This window comes from Sphingobacterium athyrii (genome assembly GCF_003071065.1).
GTDB classification, from domain to species: Bacteria; Bacteroidota; Bacteroidia; order Sphingobacteriales; family Sphingobacteriaceae; genus Sphingobacterium; species Sphingobacterium athyrii.
The window spans coordinates 396349-418518 of the sequence record NZ_QCXX01000001.1 but is presented as its reverse complement, the minus strand read 5'-3'; the positions used below and the strand labels follow the sequence as shown (position 1 = coordinate 418518).

Here is a 22170-nt window from a genome sequence, read left to right as displayed (position 1 = left end):
AGGAACATGGAAAAGTATATTTTATTGACTTCGGGACGAGGGCCAAGGGAATGTAATCTTGCCGTAAAGCTCGTGTTGGAAAGGATGCGGTCAGAAGCAAAGCAATACGGCTTAAAGATGGAGACGGTGGAAGTCGAAGAGATCGATGGGCTTCCCTGTTCATTGGTGTTAAAGCTCAGAGGTGAGGCAAGTGCCGTATTTATTGATCGTTGGATAGGAACAATTTGTTGGATCTGTCCAAGTCCTTTTCGGCTCAACCACAAACGTAAGAATTGGTTTTTGGAGGTCAAGAACTGGTATCCGGTACAGCCTGTTGCGAAAATGAACTTGAAGGATGTGCAATTTCAGGCCATGCGCAGCAGTGGCGCAGGAGGACAGCATGTAAACAAGGTAAGTTCAGCGGTGCGTGCGACTCATCTCCCGACAGGGATGATGGTGCAGGTGATGGATACCCGTTCCCAATTGCAAAATAAAGAAATTGCCGTTTTGCGTTTGGAAGAACGCTTGCTGGAGCTGGAACGGTTGCAGAAAAATGCAGGGAAAAACCAGTCCTGGAAAAATCAGATTGATGTCCGCCGAGGGGATTCAAAACGTATTTTCTCCGGACCGAAATTTAAAGAGCTATGACCGGATTATGATGCCGCTGGGCGTTGAATGTGATTTTTTTGGTCACTTTAAGCTGTTTATACCATGCCCTGTGCTATTAATGACGTGAACATCATCGTTTATACAACGATACTGATCCTATGAGTCCGGCCAAACACCGGACTCATATTGTTTATGGTGATGGCTATCGACCTGTTTTTAAGGGGAGAGCTGCGTACAGCACTGTGAATGCTTTCGGATGAAACCGTATTTTCTTCTGCTAAAGACTTGAAATGTAGAAAATAATTTGTTGAAATGCCGTGATAATTAGTATCTTTAGGATGAACGATCGGATTATTTATTGTTCAAACTAAATAAACTTAAATACTGCTCATCACGTCCCTAACAGGGTTTTATCCTGTCGGACTAATGAGTTGTGGAATTTCAAATTTCAATGATATGATAGATTCTCCAGGCTTCCTTTTTAGGGAAGCAATCAAGCATGAAAACCCCTTACAAGTCGTCGGAACCATCAATGCGAATCACGCGCTTTTGGCTGAGCAAGCAGGCTTTAAAGCCATCTACCTCTCTGGAGGCGGTGTCGCCGCGGGTTCGCTGGGTGTGCCAGATTTGGGTATTACAACACTTCAGGATGTATTAATTGACGTGGACCGTATTACGAATGTATGCAAGCTCCCTTTGATGGTGGATATCGACACGGGCTTTGGTCCTTCAGCTTTTAATGTCGCAAGAACAATAAAGAGCCTGATTAAAGCCGGGGCTGCAGCGGTACATATGGAAGACCAAGTGGGGGCCAAACGGTGTGGCCACCGCCCGGGAAAGGAGCTGGTTTCAAAAGATGAAATGGTAGACCGGCTGAAAGCTGCTGTCGACGCGCGCACAGATCCACATTTTGTCATTGGTGCGCGTACCGATGCTTTGGCTTCTGAAGGCTTGGAAATGGCCCTGGAAAGAGCCCTGGCCTACAAGGAAGCGGGGGCGGATTTTATCTTCGCAGAAGCCGTGCATAACTTGGATCAATATATGCAGTTCAGTCGCGCAACCGGATTACCTATACTCGCTAACATTACCGAATTCGGACAGACACCGTTGTTTAACCTTGACGAGCTTCGTCATGCGGATGTGTCTATCGTGCTTTACCCTTTATCTGCATTCCGCGCAGCAAACAAAGCGGCGACTGATGTGTACAGCCATATTCGGAAGGACGGTGGTCAGGCGGCTGTGGTAGACCGTATGCAGACTCGTGATGAATTGTATCGCAGTATCGACTACTATGCTTACGAGAATCGCCTGGATCAATTGTTCAATACGAAATAATTGCCATCTCTAACCGGATGCATGAGCATATTTTGTTATTTAAATACACGCATACTTATACATAAATAATTTATGGCGATGAAAGAGACACCAAATGATACGGGTTTTAAACCCAAAAAAAGCGTCGCGCTTTCGGGTGTTCCGGCTGGAAATACAGCACTGAGCACAGTTGGGAAAAGTGGTAATGATCTCCATTATCGGGGCTATGATATCTTGGATTTGGCCCATCAGGCCAGCTTTGAAGAAGTCGCTTATCTGTTGATTTACGGAAATCTTCCTACACAGGCGCAGTTAACGACTTATCAAAGCCAGTTACTTAGTCAGCGCGGCCTGCCGATTACAGTACAACAGGTATTGAAACAGTTGCCTTCTACAGCACATGCCATGGACGTGCTGCGCACCTATGTTTCTTTTTTTGGAAGTGTGAATCCGGAAAAGGAAAATCACGCTTTGGCAGGAGCCAGGGATATTGCCAATCGTTTGATGGCATCCATGGCTTCGGCTTTGCTTTATTGGTACCACTTTAGTCAAAATGGACGTGAAATTCAGGTGGAAACCGATGACTCAACCCTTGGAGGACACTTTTTGCATCTGCTACATGGTAAAGCACCATCCGATTCCTGGGTGCGAGCCATGCAGATTTCGCTTAACTTATATGCTGAACATGAATTTAATGCCTCTACCTTTACAGCACGGGTAATTGCGGGCACGGGATCCGATATGTACTCCTGTATTGCCGGTGCAATTGGGGCTTTACGGGGACCAAAACATGGCGGCGCAAATGAAGTTGCTTTCGAGATCCAGAGCCGCTATGCTGATGCGGATGAAGCCGAAGCCGATATCCGGAAAAGACTGGAAAATAAAGAAGTTATTATTGGTTTTGGACATCCTGTCTATACCATTTCTGATCCAAGAAATCAGGTCATCAAGCAGGTCGCTAAGGAATTATCCGAGGAGGCCGGTGATATGACTTTGTACCTGATTGCCGAACGGCTGGAGAAAGTGATGTGGGAAGAAAAACGGATGTTCCCTAATCTGGACTGGTACTCGGCCGTTTCCTATCACCTGATGGGAATACCTACTGAGATGTTTACCCCTTTGTTTGTACTTTCACGTATCACAGGCTGGTCCGCACATGTTTTTGAACAACGGCAAGACGGCAAAATCATCCGGCCGAGCGCAAATTATATCGGTCCTGATGATCGGCCGTTTGTGCCAATTTCAGAACGATAAACTGGTATGGATAATAGCGTGAATACAATTGGAAGAAACGGCTTAAAACCCTGATAAAAGGATTTTTTGATGTTTTTCCGTTTGATGGGTACGTGCAGTTTCTGAAATATATAAATTGAAAAGAAAGATAGCTTTTATAAGAAAAAAATAATGAGTTCAACAATATCAAATGAGCGACCACAGCCCGATCAGGTCCTGGTGGCGATAGTGGATTATGTACTAAATTACAAGATAGCAAGTAAAACGGCATGGAATACAGCTTTTTATTGTTTCCTGGATACCATAGGTTGTGGGTTAGAAGCGCTGACCTATCCCGCTTGCACCAAATTACTGGGGCCGGTTGTCCCCGGGACGATTGTTCCTAACGGTGCGAAAGTACCGGGAACGAATTATCAGTTGGATCCCATACAGGCCGCCTTCAATATTGGCACTTTAGTTCGCTGGCTGGATTTTAACGACACATGGCTAGCTGCGGAATGGGGGCATCCATCGGATAATCTTGGTGGTATTCTGGCGACTGCAGACTGGTTGAGCCGTACACAGATCGCCAAAGGAGGGAAATCCCTAAAGACGAAACAGGTCCTCGAAGCCATGATTATGGCGCATGAAATTCAGGGTGTCCTGGCGCTTGAAAACTCATTTAATAAAGTGGGATTGGATCACGTTATTTTAGTGAAAGTCGCTTCGACAGCTGTTGTCGGTAAGCTCTTGGGACTCAGTAGGGAAGAGCTGCTCAATGCCATATCACTTGCTTTTGTCGACGGGCAGGCTCTGCGTACCTATCGTCATTCGCCCAATACAGGGAGCCGTAAATCATGGGCTGCCGGAGACGCAACTTCGCGTGCCGTACGCCTTGCTTTAATCGCCAAAACTGGTGAAATGGGGTATCCCTCGGTGTTAACAGCACCTATATGGGGCTTCTATGATGTTTCATTTAAAGGGAATCCATTTAAATTCCAGCGCGATTATGGATCTTATGTAATGGAAAATATCCTGTTCAAAATCTCTTTCCCGGCTGAATTTCATGCGCAGACTGCTGCCGAAGCGGCGATGCAGCTTCACCAGCAGTTAAAGCAATTTGGGAAAAATAGCGATGATATCGAGCGTGTCACCATTCGTACGCATGAGGCCGCAATTCGGATCATCGACAAGAAAGGACCTTTGCATAATCCGGCCGATCGTGACCACTGCATTCAGTACATGGTGGCGGTACCTCTAATTTTTGGACGATTGACGGCGGAGGATTATGAAAACCACATTGCGCAGGACCCACGCATTGACAGCCTGCGGGATAAGATTTTCTGTGTCGAAGATCCTCAATTTACAGTAGATTATCATGATCCACAGAAAAGGGCGATCTCCAATGCACTGACGGTCGTCTTGAAAGATGGGACAGTATTGCCGGAACTGGTTGTGGAATATCCTATTGGACATCCACGACGTCGGGAGGAAGGAATTCCTAAACTGATTGAAAAGTATAAAACGAATCTTGCCCGTGTATTCGCCGAAAAACAACAAAAACAATTGCTCGAAGTGACCTTGGATTACGATACCTTCATTGATCTGGATGTAGCTGAACTGATGGATCTTCTGGCCCGATAAGAACAAGAAACCATTGGCCGGTGTAAGAAAGTTATTACCGGTCAATGGCTTTTTTAGCGCTTGTTATTTAATGGAAGAGCTTCAGCCTTAGACAGACATCTTGCTTGATTCCACGTTTTTTAATAAATGCAGTTCGTTTAAATCAACGGCTGTTTTACTGTCCAGTTTGAATCAAAACCCGTATAAAAGGTAAAATTTCTATTGGCAAGTTCTTTTAATGATTGGGGGATATCCCATTGTTCGCCAAATGGGAGAAACGACTGGCACTCCTGCACAAAGGTGGGGAGGGTGGTTAGGTCGATATGTCCGAATACGCCACCGGTATGTGCGGCATATCCCACGCCGAGGATTGAACCGATATCACCAGCTATGGTTTCTTCCAATATGCCTTCTTCCAGACAGCGGTAGCTGTCCAAGGCCATGACATGGAGCAGTCTCTTACGTATTATATCGGCTGACCAAGATCCTTCTGAAGTCGGTAGCGCAGGATTCTGCCAGATTGTTTTTGTTCTAGAAACAGGGTCGTAGTCATAGAATCCATGGCCTGATTTTCTGCCTTTTCTGCCATTCGCAATCATTTTGTTCAGGTGGGCATAGGCACGTCGCTGACTGTTATGGAGTGCCGGGAATTGATCGTACACATGCACCATCAGTTCCAGTGAAATTTCATCCAGCACGGCCAATGGGCCAACGGCAAATCCTGCCTGAATGGCTTCTTCTTCGATCTGAATCGCAGGAACACCTTCCAGCAGCATCGTGATTGCCTCCAGTAAATAATGGAAGAAAATGCGTGAGGTAAAAAATCCGGGTCCATCATGCACGACAATGGGGATTTTGCCCAGGCGCAATGTGATTGCAATTGCCTTTTGCAATGTAATCTGATCGGTTTGTGTGCCACATATAATTTCAACCAGGGGCATACGGTCTACAGGAGAGAAAAAATGCATGCCGATGAAACGCTCCGGCCGATCCGTTGCAGCGGCCAATACCGTAATGGGCAGTGAAGTGGTATTGGAAGCGAAAAAGCCATTTTCGGCGAGGTAAGGCAGGCTTTGTCGGGTAACCTCAGCTTTTAGTTCCAGATCTTCAAATACCGCTTCAATAATTACATCAGCACCGACAAGGTCGGCAACTTGCGCACTGGGTTGAATATTGGATAAAAGTTTCTGTTGTTGTATGCTGCTCATCTGTCCCTGGGCAAGCCGCTTGTCGCAAAGTTTGGTCGAATAGGCTTTTCCCTGCTCGGCCTGTGCGATAGTCACATCTTTTAAAACCACTTCAATGCCTGCTTTGGCGGCTTCATAGGCAATACCGGATCCCATCATACCTGCTCCCAGGATTCCTATTTTTTTGACCTTATAATCTCCAAGTGATTTTATCTGACCGGAATGCTGTGCCTTTCGAATTCCTTCATGCAGCGTCCTGATCATATGGAGGGGTTCCGGTGCACTTAATACCTGATGATAGCGTGATGTTTCCGCCGCCACGGATTCAGTTAATGCTAAAGAGGGGTTTGTTTTCAGCAATTCCACAACCGCATTGCTGCCGGGTAATAATCCTCTAGTTTTCTTTAAAATAGCGGAGCAGGCCGCTTCAAATTCTGCTGATGGCATGGTGGAATTGGACGCAGAAACAGATTGCTTTGAATTTGCAAGAATCCAGGTTTTCGCTTGCAATAGGCACAGATCAAAATCGGTTGCCACTTCGTTCAATAAACCCGATTCAAGTGCCGTTTGGCCCGATATAAGTCCGGCTTGGGTCAATAGGTTCAGTGCCTGGGCGGAGCCCACAAGCTGGGGTAGACAGATCGTCGCTCCAAAACCGGTAAATAGCCCAAATTTACTTTCGGGAAAACCCATTTTAATTCCCGCACCTGCGATGCGGTAGTCCGACCACAACATCGTTGCTAAACCAATACCTGTGCATTCATCATCAAAAATAGATACAATTGGTTTGTCGTGGCTTTTCCATTGTAGTGCCTGTAGGGTGGTTTTTAATAGGATCTCAGGATCGAATCGACCACTAAACACTTGATTGAATAGGGGAAGATAATCGGCCTGTTTGCTGTTTAACGGACAGGTATAGATCAGTCCCCGAACGTCTTTTTCATGAAGAATAGCTGTTACTAAGGCAACGAACTGCTGCAAACGATCGAGGAGGCCTTGTTCGTCGGCTACGACATCGGCGAATGGTTTTATGGTGACAATATGTTGATCGTCCTGCTGTATATCAAAATAGGGCTGTGTATTATAATTCATGCTATTGAATTTATTTTTTCGTATTGAAAATGTTTATGTTAGCCTGATTTTATTCGGCTCATAGTTTACCTTATCAATCGTCATCTTGGCAATGATTTCCAACATAATCTCAGATGTTCCACCGATGATTGTGCCTACTCTTACATCCCGATACAGGCGTGCGATTTTATAATCTTCGGTAAATCCGTAGCCTCCAAACAACTGTAAGCAATTGCTGACCACCTGAACGGCGAGTTCACTGGCCTGGAGTTTGGCTATGGAACAGTCCTGAACGGCATATTCACCTTGGTTCTGAAGATCACAACATTGATAAACAAAGGCTTTTGTGGTTGCGATATCGGCAGCCATTTGCGCAATGCGGTGTCGGATGGCCTGAAAATCATGGAGCTTTTTACCAAATGCCTCCCGTTGACCGATATATTCCAGGGTATATTGTAATGCCGAATCCGCTGTTGCAAGACTATGGATGGCGGCGGTTAAGCGTTCTAATTGTAAGCCCGCCATTAAGTAGCTGAAGCCTTCATTTTCAACGCCAATCAGGTTGGAAACCGGAACCTGGACCTGATCGAAACCCAATTCGGCTGTGTCGGAGGCATGCCAGCCTAATTTATTGATCTTATTGGCCGAAACACCCGCAGCATTTCTTTCTATCAGCAGCAGACTGATCCCTTTTGTTCCTTTTTCCGGAGCCGTTTTAACCGCAGTAATAAAAAAATCTCCATAATAACCGTTGGTGATAAAGGTCTTGGAACCATTTACAATATAATGGTCGCCCGATCGAACGGCTGTCGTCTTGATTTGTTTGACGTCAGACCCAGCCCCCGGCTCGGTGATGGCAACGGCGCTGACCATATCACCGGCAATAACTGGCTTGAGATAACGTTCTTTCAGTTCCTCGGATGCATATTTTAATAAATAGGGAGCTGACATATACTGGATAACTAAGGCGGATATTGTAAACCCTCCTGAAAAACAATAGGATAGTTCTTCACATAGGATCAGCGAATAATAAAAATCTAAGTCCAGACCACCGTACTCTTCAGGGTAATTGAGTCCCATGAAACCCATGTCACCCATTTTCTTCCAGATGTTTCGATCTATTTCACCTTGTTGTTCCCATTGATCTATATGTGGGATAATTTCCTTGTGAATAAATGCCCGAATGGTCTCGCGAAAAATCTGATGTTCAGCTGTGAGCTTGCTTGCCTGCATAATTGTTTATTTTACTTTTGGTTATTGGTTTCAGTTACCCGATAGTCGACTGAAAACGATTCATCTTTTGCTTTATCTTGGCATTATAATACCTTTCCCAAAGCATGGGATGTCTAGTCGAATTTAACGAAAAGCAGTGGCTTTTCTGCAAATATTTATTGTTTATTTTTTGTAAAATAGATTAGGTAGGGAACTTTTTGCCTGATTTTTTTTCTATTTATTCTGTTTATGCCGGAAAAATAAAGAAATAGGATTCGCTTGTTTGCTTTATATTTTTTATCTTTAGGAAAGGAATGATGCCCTTGTCCATCATGATCAGGAGAAAACAATTATAAACAGAATAACATGTCAAAGAGTGTATTTATCGTTGCGGCTAAGCGTACGCCAATCGGAAGTTTCGGCGGTGGTTTGTCATCTATTTCCACGACAGCCCTGGGTGCTCATGCTGTGCGGGCGGTCTTGGATGAGGCCGGTCTTTCAGGGGATCAGGTCGATGAGATTCTGATCGGCAATGTGCTACAGGCCGATTTGGGACAGGCTCCCGCCCGTCAAGTTGCTCGACTCGCAGGTTTACCTGACCGGGTGCCGGCAACGACAGTCAATAAAGTATGTGCAAGTGGCATGAAGGCCATTGCTTTTGCCGCACAGGCAATACTGTTGGGCGATGCCGATGTTGTGGTTGCAGGTGGTATGGAAAGCATGAGCAGGGTACCTTATTATGCGAGTGCCATGCGCTGGGGAGCGAAGTTCGGGAGCCAAAGTTTTGTCGACGGTTTACAGCGGGACGGTTTAAGTGACGCTTATTCGAATGAAGCAATGGGAAGTTTTGCCGAACTATGTGCCGAGAAATATGCGATCGGGCGGGAGGAACAGGATCAGTATGCCATCAGCTCCTACAAACGAAGCCTGGAGGCATGGCAAAAAAATAAATTTGTCAACGAAGTAAGTCCGATTGCCATTCAGGCCCGTAAAGGCGAACAGACGATCTCCAGAGATGAAGAATTTTCTCAGGTCAATTTCGATAAGATTCCCGAATTAAAGCCTGCTTTTAAGAAAGATGGCACGGTGACGGCTGCGAATGCATCAACTTTGAGTGATGGTGCCGCTGCGGTATTATTAATGAGTGGGGAAAAAGTAAAGGAATTGGGCGTACAACCCCTGGCTGAAATCATCGCCTATGCTGATGCCGAACAGGCACCGGAATGGTTTACGACCAGTCCAAGCCTCGTAACGGATAAGGTGCTGAAGAAAGCGGGATTGACAAAGGAAGATATCGATTACTTTGAATTTAATGAAGCCTTTTCTGTGGTTGCACTTGCGAATGCAAAAATATTGGATATTCCTTTAAATAAGGTGAATATCTATGGTGGGGCAGTTTCGCTCGGTCACCCATTGGGTTGCTCCGGAGCAAGGATAGTCGTGACATTGACCAGTATATTACAGCAAGAGGGTGGAACAATGGGACTCGCTGCCATTTGCAACGGTGGTGGAGGGGCTTCAGGAATGATTATTAAAAGATTGTAATTTCTCGTCCAGATCAGGAATTATTTTATATCGATAATTAACTGATCTGGACGAAGTCTATGGTTTGGTTGATGACAGAGCGCCAGAAGATCAACAAGGGTTATTCTTCATATAGACGACTTGCCTCAACACCATGAAGTGCTAGTTCGGACTCTATTTCCGTTGGGTTGAGCCGGATGCCCTCAATGGTGAGCAGGTTGTAAATGGAATCCAGATCGATCTTCCATTCATGGATACCATTTAATTTTTCTACAGCTTGTTTGATCTTGTCTACAAGACTGGGATGTTGTGCATTAGTTTCGAAAATGAGCTTTTCCATCGTGTTTCATATTAGGCCTGATTAGAATAAATCAGGCAGGTTTAACCAAAATAGCGTAGACAATCATTTGATCGGCTAATTACAATACTCTCAATATAAGAAGAATTATCTGAAATTAATAGTTTAAAGTGACTAAATTGTAATGAAACTGTTAATTTTTGTAATCAATACCTGCAAATTTTACACTCAAATAAGTATTCTTTTCGGTATTAAATTTTGCGATTCATTGCATCCCGATAAAATGAACCTGACCTGCGGCTGCCTAAAGGAATCGTTTCGTTGCTAGTGAAATTTTCGTTAAGTTTGAAGGAATCATGACGACTGAACTTTCCAATATAATGATCGTATTGCTTCTTGTGGCTGTCATTGTCCTGTTAATTTTTTATCTATTATTGATACGGAAATACAACAAGCTGCGGGGGGAGGAGCTGCGACATAGAGAACTTTTCAAACGCATGGATAATGAGCAGATAGATCATGTTCATCGCAATCGTTTAAATCCGCATTTGCTGAAAAACTCACTCAATGGTATTCTTTCCCACGCCTATCAAACCTACTATACCATGGATAAATTGGCGATGGTACTGGACTATGTATTATATGAAAGTGAAGCTGAACTTGTCTCGCCAAAAGCAGAGATTGAGTTTGCGCGGAATTTAATTGAGGTTAATAAGGTCAAGTTAAGCCCCTTATTCGATATGCGTGTTAAATTTGATATTGATGAATTGAATGAGTCCCTTCTGGAGCGCCCTGCACTGGTTCCGCTGATGACCGTAGATCTTATTGAAAATGCGTTTAAACATGCTGATTTTCACCATCCCGACTCCTTTATTTCGATCGTATTGACTTTTCGCAATGGTTTGTTGGAATTGACAGTCAGCAATAAAATATCGAAACGGTCCCCTTTGTATAAAAGCAAAGGTGGAATAGGCAGCAAGACACTGGAAGAACGCTTGATGCTTTACTATCCGGATAGTCACGAGTTAAAACGTTTTGTAGAAAATGATGTCTATAACGCTTACCTTCAGATCAGGTTGTATGAGAATTGAAAAAGTACTGAAATGCATTTTGCTGGATGATGAACTGCCGAGCTTACGATTTTTGAAGATGCTCTGTGAACAAATTCCCGGACTGGAGGTTGTCAGGGCCTTTAATGATCCGGGCGTGTTACTCAACGAATACAAAAGTTTAGATTTTGATTTTTGTATCCTGGATATTGAGATGCCACAGTTTAACGGCTTTGATATTGCTAAGGTACTGGAAGACTATCCCATTGTTTTTTCGACAGCCTATAAACAGTATGCCAGCGATGCTTTCGATATCAATGCCGTAGATTATATGCGCAAGCCAATATCTTTATCGCGCCTCCAGCAGGCGATTCTAAAAGTAGAGCAGGTAATAAATAATCGGCAAACAGACATTTCTCCTTTCGCGCAATTTAATACCAATAAGGGCAAAGCAATACTTTATTTCAATCAGATAGACTATATTCAAATTGCGGAGGTGGACAGCCGCGATAAGACAGTATTCCTCTCAGATGGATCCTCCATATTATTAAAAAATATCAGCTTTGACAAGTTGCTGTCCATCTTACCCGAGCAGGATTTTATCCGTATCAGCAAGAAGGAAATTATCGCTCTCAAAATTGTGAAATTCTTTTCCGCGGATATCATCACCAGTAACTTGTTGGATGAGCAGGAATCGGCTATTCTTTTTAGCTTGGGCGAATCCTATAAAAAATCATTCCTCGAGAAATTTGTTTGATTACAAAATTCCTGGAGTTCATTACAAATTTTGGACTTCCTAACCCGCAGTAAGATTTAAAACAGGTATAGAATTTTATTTTTGTTGTGGTTGTCTGTTCGAATTGATGAATAGTTGATTTTGGGCAGACATTTATCTGCTATTAACACCCGATTATTTAAAGCGAAAAAGATGAAGAAATACAGGAATACGATTTTTTATGTAACCCTAATAGGCACATTGCTTGTGGTGATGTACTGGGTTATCCATTTGGGGACACAGCTGCAGAGTCAGGGACTGCACACCGGTGAAAAAACAAGCCAGGGGGCCTGGGTGGATTTTAAAACGACCTTTCTGCACAGCCTTGGACATCCATTAGCGATACTGCTGGCACAGATTGTGACGATTATTATCGCCGCCCGTGTGATGGGGTGGATATGTATCAAAATCAAACAACCGGTCGTGATCGGTGAAATGCTGGCTGGTATTATTTTAGGCCCGTCCTTATTGGGGCTTTATTTCCCTGAATTCGCACATACCTTATTTCCGGTTGAATCGCTTAGTAATCTACAGTTTTTGAGCCAGATCGGATTGATCTTATTTATGTTTATTATCGGTATGGAACTGGATTTGAATGTACTGCGCAATAAAGCGCACGATGCGGTGGTGATTTCCCATGCCAGTATTGTTATCCCCTTTACGCTGGGAATTTCCCTGGCTTATTTTTTATACCTATACCACCCACCTGCGAATGTGGAGTTTTTGTCCTATAGTCTGTTTATCGGTATATCGATGAGTATCACGGCATTTCCTGTCCTGGCCAGGATCGTACAGGAACGGGGACTTCAAAAAAGTAAACTGGGTGCGATGGTCATTACCTGTGCCGCGGCGGATGATATTACAGCCTGGTGCATTTTGGCGGTGGTCATTGCGATTGTGAAGGCTGGGGATTTTGCCAGTGCCTTGTACACGATAGCCCTTGCGGTTGCTTATGTCTTATTGATGATAAAAATTGTGCGCCCTTTCCTTATGCGGGTGGGAGAGGTGAAAGGTACGCGTGAAGGTTTGAGTAAACCTGTTGTCGCCATTTTTTTTATTGTGCTTTTATTTTCGGCCTACGCAACTGAAGTCATCGGTATACATGCGTTATTCGGTGCGTTTATGGCGGGTGCGATCATGCCCGAAAGCAGCCGTTTTCGAACAGCCTTTATTGAAAAAATCGAGGATGTGTCGACGCTACTGTTGCTGCCGCTATTTTTCGTATACACGGGACTCCGTACACAGATCGGTTTATTGAATGACCCGCAGCTATGGATCATCACCATCGTGATTATTTTGGTGGCGGTAATTGGAAAATTTGCCGGAAGTGCGTTGGCTGCCCGCTTTGTGGGACAAAGCTGGAAAGATAGCTTGAGTATCGGTGCGCTAATGAATACCCGGGGACTCATGGAACTGATCGTATTGAATATCGGTTATGACCTTGGTGTATTAAGTGCCGAATTATTCTCCATGATGGTCGTCATGGCGCTGCTCACCACTTTTATGACCGGTCCTTCACTGGATCTGATCAATTACTTATATCGGCCGAGAAAACGTTCACTACAGCAGGAAATCCAGAATAAGTCGAAATTTAAGATCCTCCTGTCATTTGCCAAGAGCAATACCGGAATTTCACTGCTTCATCTGGCAGATGCACTTACTTTAAAGTCCAAAAATACGGCTGAAATTACTGCATTGCATATCGAACCTTCCAATGAGCTCCATCATTACGAGGTGGAAACACAGGAGCAGGATAGCTTCCGCGAAATAAAGGAGGCTGCAGCAAATTTGGAACAGCCTATTCAGACGATTTTCAAAATTTCCAGCGACATTGACAGTGAAATTGTGGAGACCTCAAATGAACAGCATCAGGATCTGCTGTTGTTGGGTGTGAGCGAATCCATATACGAAGGTAGCCTGTTGGGACGATTTCTGGATTTTACATCACGTATTATCAATCCGGAGAAATTATTCCATACCGTGACAAATGCGGAATCGCCCTTTGCTACATTTGACCGAAATCAGCAGATCAATGCCAAGGTCAATGCGATGGTTGGTATTTTGATCGACAAAAACTTTGTCCGGCCCCGTCATGTTATTGTTCCTATCCTGTTGAAAAATGATGAATTCCTAACGGCAATCATCCAACGCTTAATTCATCATTCGGATGCGCAGGTAATGGTGTGGGATTTTGACCAGATCTTGCGGAAGCAGGAGAGTTTCCGGGAAAAGCTAAGGCAGCTGGAACAGCTTGTTCCCAATCATTTGACGATATTGGAAGAGAAGGAGCTTGATACCGAGCTGTGGGCACAACAGGATCTGATGCTTATCAGCTTACCGTGTTGGCATAAAATTGTCAACAAGAAGATGGACTGGCTACACCATACACCATCCACCTTACTGCTGGCCGACCGAAAAAAATAGGATTTACACAAAGCGCGCCGAAACAAGATCGTTCCGGCGCGCTTTGTGTAAGAATAACGAGGAAAGTTATTTTCCTGCCTTATTCACTTTGATCTTTAAGCCGATCAATTTTTCAATATCGCTTAAATAAGGTCTTTCTTCCACATCACAGAAAGAAATGGCATTTCCTTCCAGACCCGCTCTACCTGTCCGCCCAATGCGGTGAACATAGGTTTCGGGTACATTGGGTAGGTCATAATTGATGACCATAGGCAATTGTTCAATATCTATTCCGCGTGCAGCAATATCAGTAGCGATCAGAATTTTCAGTCGGTCTTCTTTAAATTCACCCAATGCTTTTTGTCTGGCATTTTGTGATTTATTGCCGTGAATTGCAGCAGCGCGCAGTCCATTCTTAGCCAACAGTTTGACAATCTTATCAGCGCCATGTTTTGTACGTGAAAATACAATCGTACGTTCTTGCTTAAATTGTTTAAGCAAACTCGTCAACAATTTTATTTTCTCCTTTTTCTCAATAAAGTATACCGACTGATTTACCTTTTCAGCAGTAGAACTTACCGGAGTTACGTCCACTTCGACAGGCTTGTGCAAGATGCCGTGTGCAAATTTGCGAATATTGGGCGGCATTGTTGCTGAGAAAAACAGCGTCTGTCTTTTCTCGGGAACTTTCGCCAGGATTTTTTTAATGTCATGGATAAATCCCATGTCGAGCATATTGTCAGCCTCATCGAGGATCAATACTTCAATTTTATCAAGAAAAACCAGTTTCTGATTCATCAGGTCTAAAAGTCGGCCCGGTGTGGCTACTAAAACATCCACTCCTTTTTTTATTTCTTTGACCTGTCTGTCCTGATTGACTCCGCCGAAAATGGTGCAGTAATTTAGTTTTAGATGTTTGCGATATAAATTGATATTCTCACCGATCTGTATGGCTAATTCACGGGTTGGTGTGAGGATCAGGGCACGGATGGGCATTACTTTACCCTGCACGTGTACATTTTTCTCGGATAGACGCTGCAACAAGGGCAGGGCAAATGCTGCTGTTTTACCAGTGCCTGTTTGTGCACATCCAATAAGATCCTGACCGCTTAATATAACGGGGATCGCTTTTTGTTGTATTGCAGTGGGGGTTGTATATCCTGTTTCCGCGATTGCCTTGAGGAGAGGAGGTATTAAATTGAGTTGTTTGAATTCCATTAAATATGATTCGGAAAAATAAGCTTAAACGAAGACCCTTTAGCTATTCTATAGTATCAAATAATTGATTAGAGGTATCTTTAATTATACCCGAAATGAATAAGTACATTGAAAATAACAAGGGAAGAATACGAAAAAGAAATGGGATAAATCATTAAGAATTACCCCATTAACAAGAAAGTGTATTTTTTGGATTACGCCAATTTTACGTTTGTAGCGTTGATTCCTTTTGGAGTTCTTTCTACATCATAAGTTACAACGTCGCCTTCAGATACTTGGTTCTTAAGAGCAGAAACGTGTACGAAAACATCTGCACTACCATCCTCTGGTGTAATAAAACCAAAACCTTTAGTTTCATTGAAAAATTTAATTTTACCTGTATTCATTATTTTTAATTAAGTCCTGCAAGGTAGGGATAATAAATGATTAATCTTTTATTTTTCGTTAAAATAACAAAGTTTTTTTTCTTTCTCCCTATTTATTTAGCCCTAATCAACCTTCAAATGGATTAGGGCCTGTTTTTATATCGTATTGAAAGTCAGTATGCCAACGGTATTTAGCTTTTTCTGTAACAGCCGTATGCCTGAAAATAGTAGCATAAGGCTTTTAGATACCATAATTTTGTCTGATTTTTCTACTGTCCCGAAGAGACTTTAATGCGGAGAGGTTTGAATGTCGATATATATTTTACAATGATTAGGGTAAGGGCTTAAATTGAATTTTGTAATTTCATCGGGAACTTAAACCTTCGCGTATAATAAACCAACATGTGATGAATAGAAAAGACTTTATCCGAACTTCCAGTATTTTAGCCGCCTCTACATTTATGCTCAAAAGCCAGGCATCCAGCTTATTTGATCAGCCGATCCGGGTGGGCGTGATCGGGGTAAATGGTATGGGCTGGTCTGACCTTAATGCTTTGCTAAAGCAGGATGGTGTGATATGCACAGCGCTTTGTGATGTAGATGAAAATATCTTAAGCAAAAGGGCGAAAGAGCTGCAGGATAGAAATATGAAGGTTGCAACCTATGTGGATTATAAAAAAATGCTGCTTAGTCCGGATGTGGATGCTGTGATCATCGGTACACCTGACCATTGGCATTGCCTGCAGATGATCGATGCAGTGAACGCCGGGAAGCATACCTACGTCGAAAAACCCATTGGGAATTCCATTCGGGAATGCCAGCTCATGCTGCAAGCCGCAACAAAAAATAATGCAATTGTTCAGGTAGGTCAGTGGCAACGGAGTCAACAGCATTTTAAGGATGCCATTGATTTTGTACATTCGGGTAAACTGGGTAAAATACGTTTGGTAAAAGCTTGGTCTTATCTAGGCTGGAAAAATAGCATTCCGATTCAGCCGGACGGGGCAATACCCGCAGGTGTACATTATATGGATTGGTTGGGCCCCGCCGCAAAAAGGCCTTTTAATATCAATCGTTTTCATTTTAACTTCCGGTGGTTTTGGGATTACGCTGGTGGTCTGATGACGGACTGGGGGGTACACATGCTCGACTACGCCCTGCTCGGAATGAAAGTTTCCGACCCAAAATCCGTAATGGCTTCCGGTGGAAAATTTGCTTTTCCGGATGATGCTGGAGAAACACCGGATACCATGACCGCGGTATATGAATTTGACAACTTTAATATTCAGTGGGAGCATGCAAAAGGAATTGATTTAGGACCTTATAACCGCAACCATGGTGTGGCATTTATTGGCAATAACGGAACTTTGGTACTGAATCGCGGGGGCTGGGAAGTCATTCCCGAAAAGGGAAGGATGGAGGCGGTCGCCCTGCAGCCTTCCGTGGACAACGGTTTGGAAAAACATATGGCCAACTTCGTAGATGCCATCCGCAAGAAAAATCCGGCCTTGTTGAATGCCCCGCTTGAAGCCGGCGCCCATATTGCTATTTTTTCGCAATTGGGAAATATCGCCTATAGAACAGGGCAAAAGCTCTATTGGAATAATGAAAAGCAACGTTTTAATGACGAAAAAGCAAACAAATACCTTGCTTCAGTCTATCATAACGGCTATAAATACCCTAAAGTCTAAAAGTATGAAAAAAGGGGGATAGCGGAGCAGAGGGATCAATCGTTCCGTGACAGGATTACTAAAGCATATCCTGGGTTTAAGCTTTGAAAATTATTTCAGCTTAAACCCGGGATATGTCGCGGATATTGAGCGGCCTGTTGATTCTTGTTTCGATAAGGATACTTAAGCCAGGATGCATTTACTGAAAGACAAACTCGTTGGCGATGGTAATCTCTTCTTGATTAATCGAATGACCAAAATTGGGATATACAGCAAGCTTGACGTCCGCATGCTGGTCTTCGAGGATGTTCACGCTGGCGTTGACACGTTCCAGGGGCACATGAAAATCTGGATCACTGGTGCCAATAAATATCGGTGTTTGCTTAAAGTCTCCCATATACTTACCCCGATCAATTTGCTCACCGATCAATCCGCCGATTATAGCGACTGCGCCACCATATCGTCTGGCATTCCGCGCCAGGAATTCAAGCGTCAGACAAGCTCCCTGGGAGAAACCAAAAAAATAGATGTTTTCTGCTTGTAAACCCTTGTCCAAAGCAAGCTGCACGGTATTTTCAATGACTTCAAGAGCAGAACTCAACCAGGGCTCATTACTTTGTTCGGGAGCCATAAATGAATGTGGATACCAGGTGTAATTGTCAGCTTGCGGTGCGAGTAAGGCATAATCCCCTACATTGAGATAAGCTGACATGCTCAGGATATCTGTTGCATTTCCGCCACGGCCATGAATCATGATCAATGCTTTTTTCGCATTTTCCAGGCTATGCCCCGCTGTTTTGATGTTGTTAGAATGACTCATTATCTCCCTTCCTATACTGTTTTCTTAAACCATACATCGGCATAGGTGTCAGGGTGACGGTGAAATTGTGCATTTACATAAGGACATAAAGGCACAATTTTCATCGCATTTTCCCGTGCATGGGACACCAATTTTTCCAATAGTATTTTTGCAAATCCTCGACCTTCAAAGGCTTCATCGACTTCGGTATGGTAGACGACCAATCGTCTGTCAATAATGGCGATGCTCATTAAACCAGCTTTTTTCTCATCGGAGAATAATTGAAGTTCACCACGCCGATTTTTATCCAGTACAATTTCTGTTCTTTCCATTGTTTTGCAGTATTTAATAGTGTTTACGTTGATCTTAATCTATTTTTGGTAAAGTGGCTTCGATCTGTGACCGATGACTTTCGTATTGTTTTGGCAATTTAAGTGCCGTACCAAGACTTTCCAATGGCTCATCAACGGTAAATCCCGGATTGTCTGTTGCGATTTCAAACAGAACACCTCCCGGTTCACGGAAATAAAGCGAGAAAAAGTAGTCCCGATTGATTTTTGGTGTAATATCCAGACCTGCGGCAAGCACCTTTTCGCGATATTCCATCAAGATGTTATCATCTTTTACCCGAAATGCGACATGGTGATTCGTACCGGCGGCATTACGTCCGAAAGGTAAATTCCGGTCTGCAACAATATCGACGATGTTCGCAGTGGCTATGCTGTCGGTAGTCAAGCGGTAGCGTTCGTTCTCCTGCCCCTGCACGGAGTATCCTAATATATCCGTCAGAACCTTTAGTGTGGGATCAGCCTCTTTTAAAGACAGGGTAATATTATGAAATCCCTTTAATGCATTTTCATGATTGATATCCGCCGTCGTCCATACGCTTCTAGTATCTTTAGCTAAAGGTTCAATAAACTGTATTTGTAAACCATCCGGATCGGTAAATGAGATCAATTTTTCACCAAAAATTTCATCTTCCAGAAAAGCCACATTGTGTGCCTTTAGTCTGTTTTTCCAGAAAATAAGACCACCCTCCGGGACGGCATAACCAATATGGGTAGCCATTCCGGCGCCCTGTTTACCTTTACCGATACCTTCCCAAGGGAAAAATGTAAGAATCGTACCCGGGCTGCCCTCCTCATTTCCAAAATAAAAATGATAAGTGCCAGGGTCGTCAAAATTGACAGTTTTTTTTACAAGTCGAAGTCCTAGGACCTTTGTGTAAAAATCAAGATTTCGTTTTGCATTATCAGCTATCGCGGTAATATGATGCAGTCCTAATATTTTATTATCCATAATTGTTTTTTTTTATTTTCTTAACTGTTGTAAAATTACGGCAGCTGAAAAACAAAATCATTGAACTAGATTAATAAAAACAGGAATTGACTTTTTGTTTTAATTTGTTGGTAAATTTTAATAGGACAAGGCCCGTAAACAAAAAAACACCTGAAGTTGGGGACCTCAGGTGTTTTTAACCTAACCAATTATTAACCTAAATTTATGAAATGTATATTTTTGAATTTATACTGTAAAGTATTTTTCAATTATCATGCCATATTTTTCAAGATCTATTTTGGGGTGAAGGATGGTTGTTTTGAAAACAAAATTATGGACCAAATGTTGTTTATTGGATACAATAAAATACGGGGCAGTGCATATAATAGGTTCTTTTATATATTATAATTAGGTTCAAATAATGAAAACAAGCAGAAATTTTATGCTGTCAATAGCAATCGTAGCACTGGTATTTACGGGATGCCAGCAGAGCCAACAGGCTAAGGAGGAGAAAGGACAGACGCAGTTGGATATCAACAAAGAGAATAAACGAATCGTATTGGACTTTTATCAGCAGATGTTCGGAGATAAAGATCTTTCTGCCGTCGACCGTTATATTGCTCCGGAATATATTCAGCACAATCCGGCAGTAGCGGATGGTGCAGCAGCATTTAAGGCTGCTGCAGCAAAATGGTTTGAAGGGCAGCCAAAAACCAAGATTGATGTACAGCATATCGCCTCCGATGGGGATCTGGTTTTTATCCACCTTAAAAATAAAAATGCTGATGGCAGTCTGAAATCAACGATAGATATCTTTCGTTTAGAAAACGGAAAGATTGTTGAACACTGGGATACACAGCAAGATGTACCCAAAGAGTCTGCCAATAGTCACCCCATGTTTTAGTATATCGGCTGTTTTTTGTTTAATCATGCTATTCCTTTATAAAAAAGGCCTTATATTTAATACGTTATTGACATTGTAATTAAGCAGAAAATAATTAATTTAAATGAAGCGAATTTTAGGTGCAGGCCTTTTTTATATCCTTATCTCCGCTTGTAGCGTCCATCACAACCCAAAAGAAAATCCACAGGTGTATTTACAAAATCCCGGTCGGGAGACAAAAAAATGGAAGCTTGTGTGGGAGGAGAATTTTAACTCATCAAATTTGGATACAAGCAAATGGAGCCGGATTCCGGCAGGGGGAGCAGACTGGAACCGGCACATGAGTCAAGATGATGCCTGTTTTGGATGGGAAAAGGGAGAATTGATTCTAAAAGGGATCAAGAATACCGATCAGCAGAAAGATGCACGACCGTTTCTCACTGGCGGGATATGGAGTAAAGGAAAATTTGCTTTTCAATATGGACGTATTGAAATAAGAGCCAAACTTGGCAGTTCCCAAGGCGCCTGGCCGGCAATGTGGATGCTGGCTGAGTTGGACAAATACGGGAAGTATCCGCGAAACGGTGAAATTGATATCATGGAACACCTTAATTTTGATGATATTATTTATCAAACGACGCATTCACATTACACCTTGAATTTGGGACAGAAGGATAATCCCAAACATTCCGGAACGGCAAAAGTCAATGCGGGGGACTACAATGTGTATGGTATCAGCTGGTATCCGGATCGGATTGTATTTCAGCTGAATGGCGTGGATACGTTTACCTATCCACGGATAACTGGTGTCGATGCGTCCCAATGGCCCTATGATCAACCTTTTTACCTGTTGATTGACCAACAGCTTGGCGGAACTTGGGTAGGGGAAGTGGATTTGAAGCAGCTGCCGGTCGAAATGCGCATAGATTGGGTCAAGGTTTACCAATAATGAACGGGAGTCAAGATCAATAAAAAGTACCATTGATCATTAAGATGGTTTTTAGTCAAAATTAAGTGACAAAAACTTAACATACCAAGCCGAAAAATAATGTTTATTTTTGATCCCAATTATGGAAGATAATACAATATTTAAGATTAGTCATAAAATAAAAGAAATCCGCAAAGAAAAGGGGATTACCATACAGGAAGTTGCTGATAAAGCTGGAGTAAGCAAAGGACTGATATCACAGATTGAGAATAACCGGACCATACCCTCCCTGTTGGTGTTAATTAATATTATTAATGCACTGGATGTTGACCTGAATGAATTCTTTAAAGATTTCAATTCCGAATTGGATGCAGGGCCGGTCGTTGTTCGAAAAAAAGATAGCTATACATCCTTTGAAAAAGAGCATGCCCTTGGATTTCATTACAAACGTATTTTCACCTCCGCAATAGAGAGTTCCACCATGGATATTGTACTTTTGGAACTGCAGCCTGATGCACAGCGTCCAATGGTAGAGACGGAAGCCTACGAATATAAATATATCATCAGCGGGCAAGTTGAATATATCTTTCAGGATCAAAGCATTCGGCTGGAGGAGGGTGATTCCATATTCTTTAATGGACGGCTTTCACATACACCGCGCAATGTCGGAAAGGAAAAAGCAGTCATGCTCATTGTGTATTTCTTTGAAAATAAACGGTAGTTCTGTCGGGCTAGCCCTTCAATAAAAAAGCATCAATGAAAATTTTCATTGA

At 43.0% G+C, this 22170-nt stretch carries 20 protein-coding genes; 12 read left to right on the top strand and 8 right to left on the bottom strand.

The window, feature by feature from the left end:
- Nucleotides 1–6 precede the first annotated feature (6 nt).
- From prfH to DCO56_RS01855, 4 genes are all read left to right on the top strand, one after another.
- Nucleotides 7–627, top strand: coding sequence for a peptide chain release factor H (gene prfH / locus DCO56_RS01870; RefSeq protein WP_181390433.1), 621 nt, complete (start codon nucleotides 7–9; stop codon nucleotides 625–627).
- A 417-nt stretch (nucleotides 628–1044) separates the two neighbouring features.
- Nucleotides 1045–1923: a methylisocitrate lyase gene (gene prpB, locus DCO56_RS01865; RefSeq protein WP_108632903.1), complete on the top strand. Its 879-nt coding sequence runs from the start codon at nucleotides 1045–1047 to the stop codon at nucleotides 1921–1923.
- 78 nt (nucleotides 1924–2001) lie between these two features.
- A complete protein-coding gene (prpC, locus tag DCO56_RS01860; RefSeq protein WP_108632058.1) occupies nucleotides 2002–3156 on the top strand; it encodes a bifunctional 2-methylcitrate synthase/citrate synthase in 1155 nt (384 codons plus the stop codon).
- 150 nt (nucleotides 3157–3306) lie between these two features.
- Entirely contained in the window at nucleotides 3307–4758 is a 1452-nt protein-coding gene (locus DCO56_RS01855; protein WP_108632057.1) for a bifunctional 2-methylcitrate dehydratase/aconitate hydratase, read from the top strand.
- A gap of 137 nt (nucleotides 4759–4895) precedes the next feature.
- Here the strand turns inward: DCO56_RS01855 and DCO56_RS01850 are convergent, their stop codons facing one another.
- Both DCO56_RS01850 and DCO56_RS01845 read right to left on the bottom strand, forming a co-directional pair.
- On the bottom strand, nucleotides 4896–7016 hold the full coding sequence (locus DCO56_RS01850; RefSeq protein WP_108632056.1) for a 3-hydroxyacyl-CoA dehydrogenase NAD-binding domain-containing protein: 2121 nt from the start codon (nucleotides 7014–7016) through the stop codon (nucleotides 4896–4898).
- A gap of 33 nt (nucleotides 7017–7049) precedes the next feature.
- Complete coding sequence (locus DCO56_RS01845) at nucleotides 7050–8228, bottom strand: acyl-CoA dehydrogenase family protein (protein WP_108632055.1); 1179 nt, start codon at nucleotides 8226–8228, stop codon at nucleotides 7050–7052.
- 345 nt (nucleotides 8229–8573) lie between these two features.
- On the opposite strand from DCO56_RS01845, the gene DCO56_RS01840 reads away from it, so the two are divergent.
- Entirely contained in the window at nucleotides 8574–9752 is a 1179-nt protein-coding gene (locus tag DCO56_RS01840; protein WP_108632054.1) for a thiolase family protein, read from the top strand.
- A 100-nt stretch (nucleotides 9753–9852) separates the two neighbouring features.
- Here DCO56_RS01840 and DCO56_RS01835 read toward each other — a convergent pair whose 3' ends face one another.
- On the bottom strand, nucleotides 9853–10071 hold the full coding sequence (locus tag DCO56_RS01835) for a hypothetical protein (protein WP_046672939.1): 219 nt from the start codon (nucleotides 10069–10071) through the stop codon (nucleotides 9853–9855).
- Between the two features lie 314 nt (nucleotides 10072–10385).
- Between DCO56_RS01835 and DCO56_RS01830 the strand changes: the two genes are divergently transcribed.
- The 3 genes from DCO56_RS01830 (at nucleotide 10386) to DCO56_RS01820 (ending at nucleotide 14277) form a co-directional block, all read left to right on the top strand.
- Nucleotides 10386–11120, top strand: a complete 735-nt coding sequence (locus tag DCO56_RS01830; RefSeq protein ID WP_219929283.1) for a histidine kinase — start codon at nucleotides 10386–10388, stop codon at nucleotides 11118–11120.
- On the top strand, nucleotides 11110–11835 hold the full coding sequence (locus DCO56_RS01825; RefSeq protein ID WP_206531923.1) for a LytR/AlgR family response regulator transcription factor: 726 nt from the start codon (nucleotides 11110–11112) through the stop codon (nucleotides 11833–11835). The genes DCO56_RS01830 and DCO56_RS01825 overlap by 11 nt, the downstream gene beginning before the upstream one ends.
- A 171-nt stretch (nucleotides 11836–12006) precedes the next feature.
- Nucleotides 12007–14277: a cation:proton antiporter gene (locus DCO56_RS01820; protein WP_108632053.1), complete on the top strand. Its 2271-nt coding sequence runs from the start codon at nucleotides 12007–12009 to the stop codon at nucleotides 14275–14277.
- Between the two features lie 66 nt (nucleotides 14278–14343).
- On the opposite strand, the gene DCO56_RS01815 is transcribed toward DCO56_RS01820, so the two are convergent.
- Both DCO56_RS01815 and DCO56_RS01810 read right to left on the bottom strand, forming a co-directional pair.
- Nucleotides 14344–15474 (bottom strand): DEAD/DEAH box helicase, encoded by a 1131-nt coding sequence (locus DCO56_RS01815; RefSeq protein ID WP_108632052.1) that lies wholly within the window; start codon nucleotides 15472–15474, stop codon nucleotides 14344–14346.
- A gap of 194 nt (nucleotides 15475–15668) precedes the next feature.
- Nucleotides 15669–15860: a cold-shock protein gene (locus DCO56_RS01810; RefSeq protein ID WP_077434921.1), complete on the bottom strand. Its 192-nt coding sequence runs from the start codon at nucleotides 15858–15860 to the stop codon at nucleotides 15669–15671.
- Between the two features lie 386 nt (nucleotides 15861–16246).
- Between DCO56_RS01810 and DCO56_RS01805 the strand changes: the two genes are divergently transcribed.
- Nucleotides 16247–17530, top strand: coding sequence for a Gfo/Idh/MocA family protein (locus DCO56_RS01805; RefSeq protein ID WP_108632051.1), 1284 nt, complete (start codon nucleotides 16247–16249; stop codon nucleotides 17528–17530).
- Nucleotides 17531–17708: 178 nt separating this feature from the next.
- Here DCO56_RS01805 and DCO56_RS01800 read toward each other — a convergent pair whose 3' ends face one another.
- Genes DCO56_RS01800 through DCO56_RS01790 form a run of 3 tightly spaced genes read right to left on the bottom strand, consistent with a single transcriptional unit; the run spans nucleotide 17709 to nucleotide 19607 of the window.
- Nucleotides 17709–18329 (bottom strand): alpha/beta hydrolase, encoded by a 621-nt coding sequence (locus DCO56_RS01800; protein ID WP_108632050.1) that lies wholly within the window; start codon nucleotides 18327–18329, stop codon nucleotides 17709–17711.
- 11 nt (nucleotides 18330–18340) lie between these two features.
- Nucleotides 18341–18640: a GNAT family N-acetyltransferase gene (locus DCO56_RS01795; RefSeq protein WP_108632049.1), complete on the bottom strand. Its 300-nt coding sequence runs from the start codon at nucleotides 18638–18640 to the stop codon at nucleotides 18341–18343.
- A 34-nt stretch (nucleotides 18641–18674) separates the two neighbouring features.
- Nucleotides 18675–19607, bottom strand: coding sequence for a ring-cleaving dioxygenase (locus tag DCO56_RS01790; protein ID WP_108632048.1), 933 nt, complete (start codon nucleotides 19605–19607; stop codon nucleotides 18675–18677).
- Nucleotides 19608–20007: 400 nt separating this feature from the next.
- On the opposite strand from DCO56_RS01790, the gene DCO56_RS01780 reads away from it, so the two are divergent.
- The 3 genes from DCO56_RS01780 to DCO56_RS01770 all read left to right on the top strand — a co-directional run bounded on the left by DCO56_RS01780 (nucleotide 20008) and on the right by DCO56_RS01770 (nucleotide 22118).
- The gene (locus DCO56_RS01780) at nucleotides 20008–20490 is read left to right on the top strand and encodes a nuclear transport factor 2 family protein (RefSeq protein ID WP_108632046.1); all 483 of its coding nucleotides are present in this window, start codon (nucleotides 20008–20010) and stop codon (nucleotides 20488–20490) included.
- Nucleotides 20491–20593: 103 nt separating this feature from the next.
- Nucleotides 20594–21418 (top strand): glycoside hydrolase family 16 protein, encoded by an 825-nt coding sequence (locus DCO56_RS01775; protein WP_108632045.1) that lies wholly within the window; start codon nucleotides 20594–20596, stop codon nucleotides 21416–21418.
- 121 nt (nucleotides 21419–21539) lie between these two features.
- Nucleotides 21540–22118 carry a helix-turn-helix domain-containing protein gene (locus DCO56_RS01770; protein WP_108632044.1) on the top strand — a complete coding sequence of 193 codons (579 nt, stop codon included), beginning with the start codon at nucleotides 21540–21542 and terminating at the stop codon, nucleotides 22116–22118.
- Nucleotides 22119–22170: the final 52 nt, after the last annotated feature.

What these genes read in the sequence shown, in the direction of transcription:
- DCO56_RS01810 (WP_077434921.1), bottom strand. Translation starts at nt 15,860, where the DNA reads ATGAATACAGGTAAAATTAAATTTTTCAATGAAACTAAAGGTTTTGGT.
- DCO56_RS01815 (WP_108632052.1), bottom strand. Translation starts at nt 15,474, where the DNA reads ATGGAATTCAAACAACTCAATTTAATACCTCCTCTCCTCAAGGCAATC.
- DCO56_RS01855 (WP_108632057.1), top strand. Translation starts at nt 3,307, where the DNA reads ATGAGTTCAACAATATCAAATGAGCGACCACAGCCCGATCAGGTCCTG.
- DCO56_RS01825 (WP_206531923.1), top strand. Translation starts at nt 11,110, where the DNA reads ATGAGAATTGAAAAAGTACTGAAATGCATTTTGCTGGATGATGAACTG.
- DCO56_RS01775 (WP_108632045.1), top strand. Translation starts at nt 20,594, where the DNA reads ATGAAGCGAATTTTAGGTGCAGGCCTTTTTTATATCCTTATCTCCGCT.
- DCO56_RS01840 (WP_108632054.1), top strand. Translation starts at nt 8,574, where the DNA reads ATGTCAAAGAGTGTATTTATCGTTGCGGCTAAGCGTACGCCAATCGGA.
- DCO56_RS01820 (WP_108632053.1), top strand. Translation starts at nt 12,007, where the DNA reads ATGAAGAAATACAGGAATACGATTTTTTATGTAACCCTAATAGGCACA.
- DCO56_RS01795 (WP_108632049.1), bottom strand. Translation starts at nt 18,640, where the DNA reads ATGGAAAGAACAGAAATTGTACTGGATAAAAATCGGCGTGGTGAACTT.
- DCO56_RS01790 (WP_108632048.1), bottom strand. Translation starts at nt 19,607, where the DNA reads ATGGATAATAAAATATTAGGACTGCATCATATTACCGCGATAGCTGAT.
- DCO56_RS01800 (WP_108632050.1), bottom strand. Translation starts at nt 18,329, where the DNA reads ATGAGTCATTCTAACAACATCAAAACAGCGGGGCATAGCCTGGAAAAT.
- DCO56_RS01805 (WP_108632051.1), top strand. Translation starts at nt 16,247, where the DNA reads ATGAATAGAAAAGACTTTATCCGAACTTCCAGTATTTTAGCCGCCTCT.
- DCO56_RS01830 (WP_219929283.1), top strand. Translation starts at nt 10,386, where the DNA reads ATGACGACTGAACTTTCCAATATAATGATCGTATTGCTTCTTGTGGCT.
- DCO56_RS01780 (WP_108632046.1), top strand. Translation starts at nt 20,008, where the DNA reads ATGAAAACAAGCAGAAATTTTATGCTGTCAATAGCAATCGTAGCACTG.
- prpC (WP_108632058.1), top strand. Translation starts at nt 2,002, where the DNA reads ATGAAAGAGACACCAAATGATACGGGTTTTAAACCCAAAAAAAGCGTC.
- DCO56_RS01845 (WP_108632055.1), bottom strand. Translation starts at nt 8,228, where the DNA reads ATGCAGGCAAGCAAGCTCACAGCTGAACATCAGATTTTTCGCGAGACC.
- DCO56_RS01770 (WP_108632044.1), top strand. Translation starts at nt 21,540, where the DNA reads ATGGAAGATAATACAATATTTAAGATTAGTCATAAAATAAAAGAAATC.
- prpB (WP_108632903.1), top strand. Translation starts at nt 1,045, where the DNA reads ATGATAGATTCTCCAGGCTTCCTTTTTAGGGAAGCAATCAAGCATGAA.
- prfH (WP_181390433.1), top strand. Translation starts at nt 7, where the DNA reads ATGGAAAAGTATATTTTATTGACTTCGGGACGAGGGCCAAGGGAATGT.
- DCO56_RS01835 (WP_046672939.1), bottom strand. Translation starts at nt 10,071, where the DNA reads ATGGAAAAGCTCATTTTCGAAACTAATGCACAACATCCCAGTCTTGTA.
- DCO56_RS01850 (WP_108632056.1), bottom strand. Translation starts at nt 7,016, where the DNA reads ATGAATTATAATACACAGCCCTATTTTGATATACAGCAGGACGATCAA.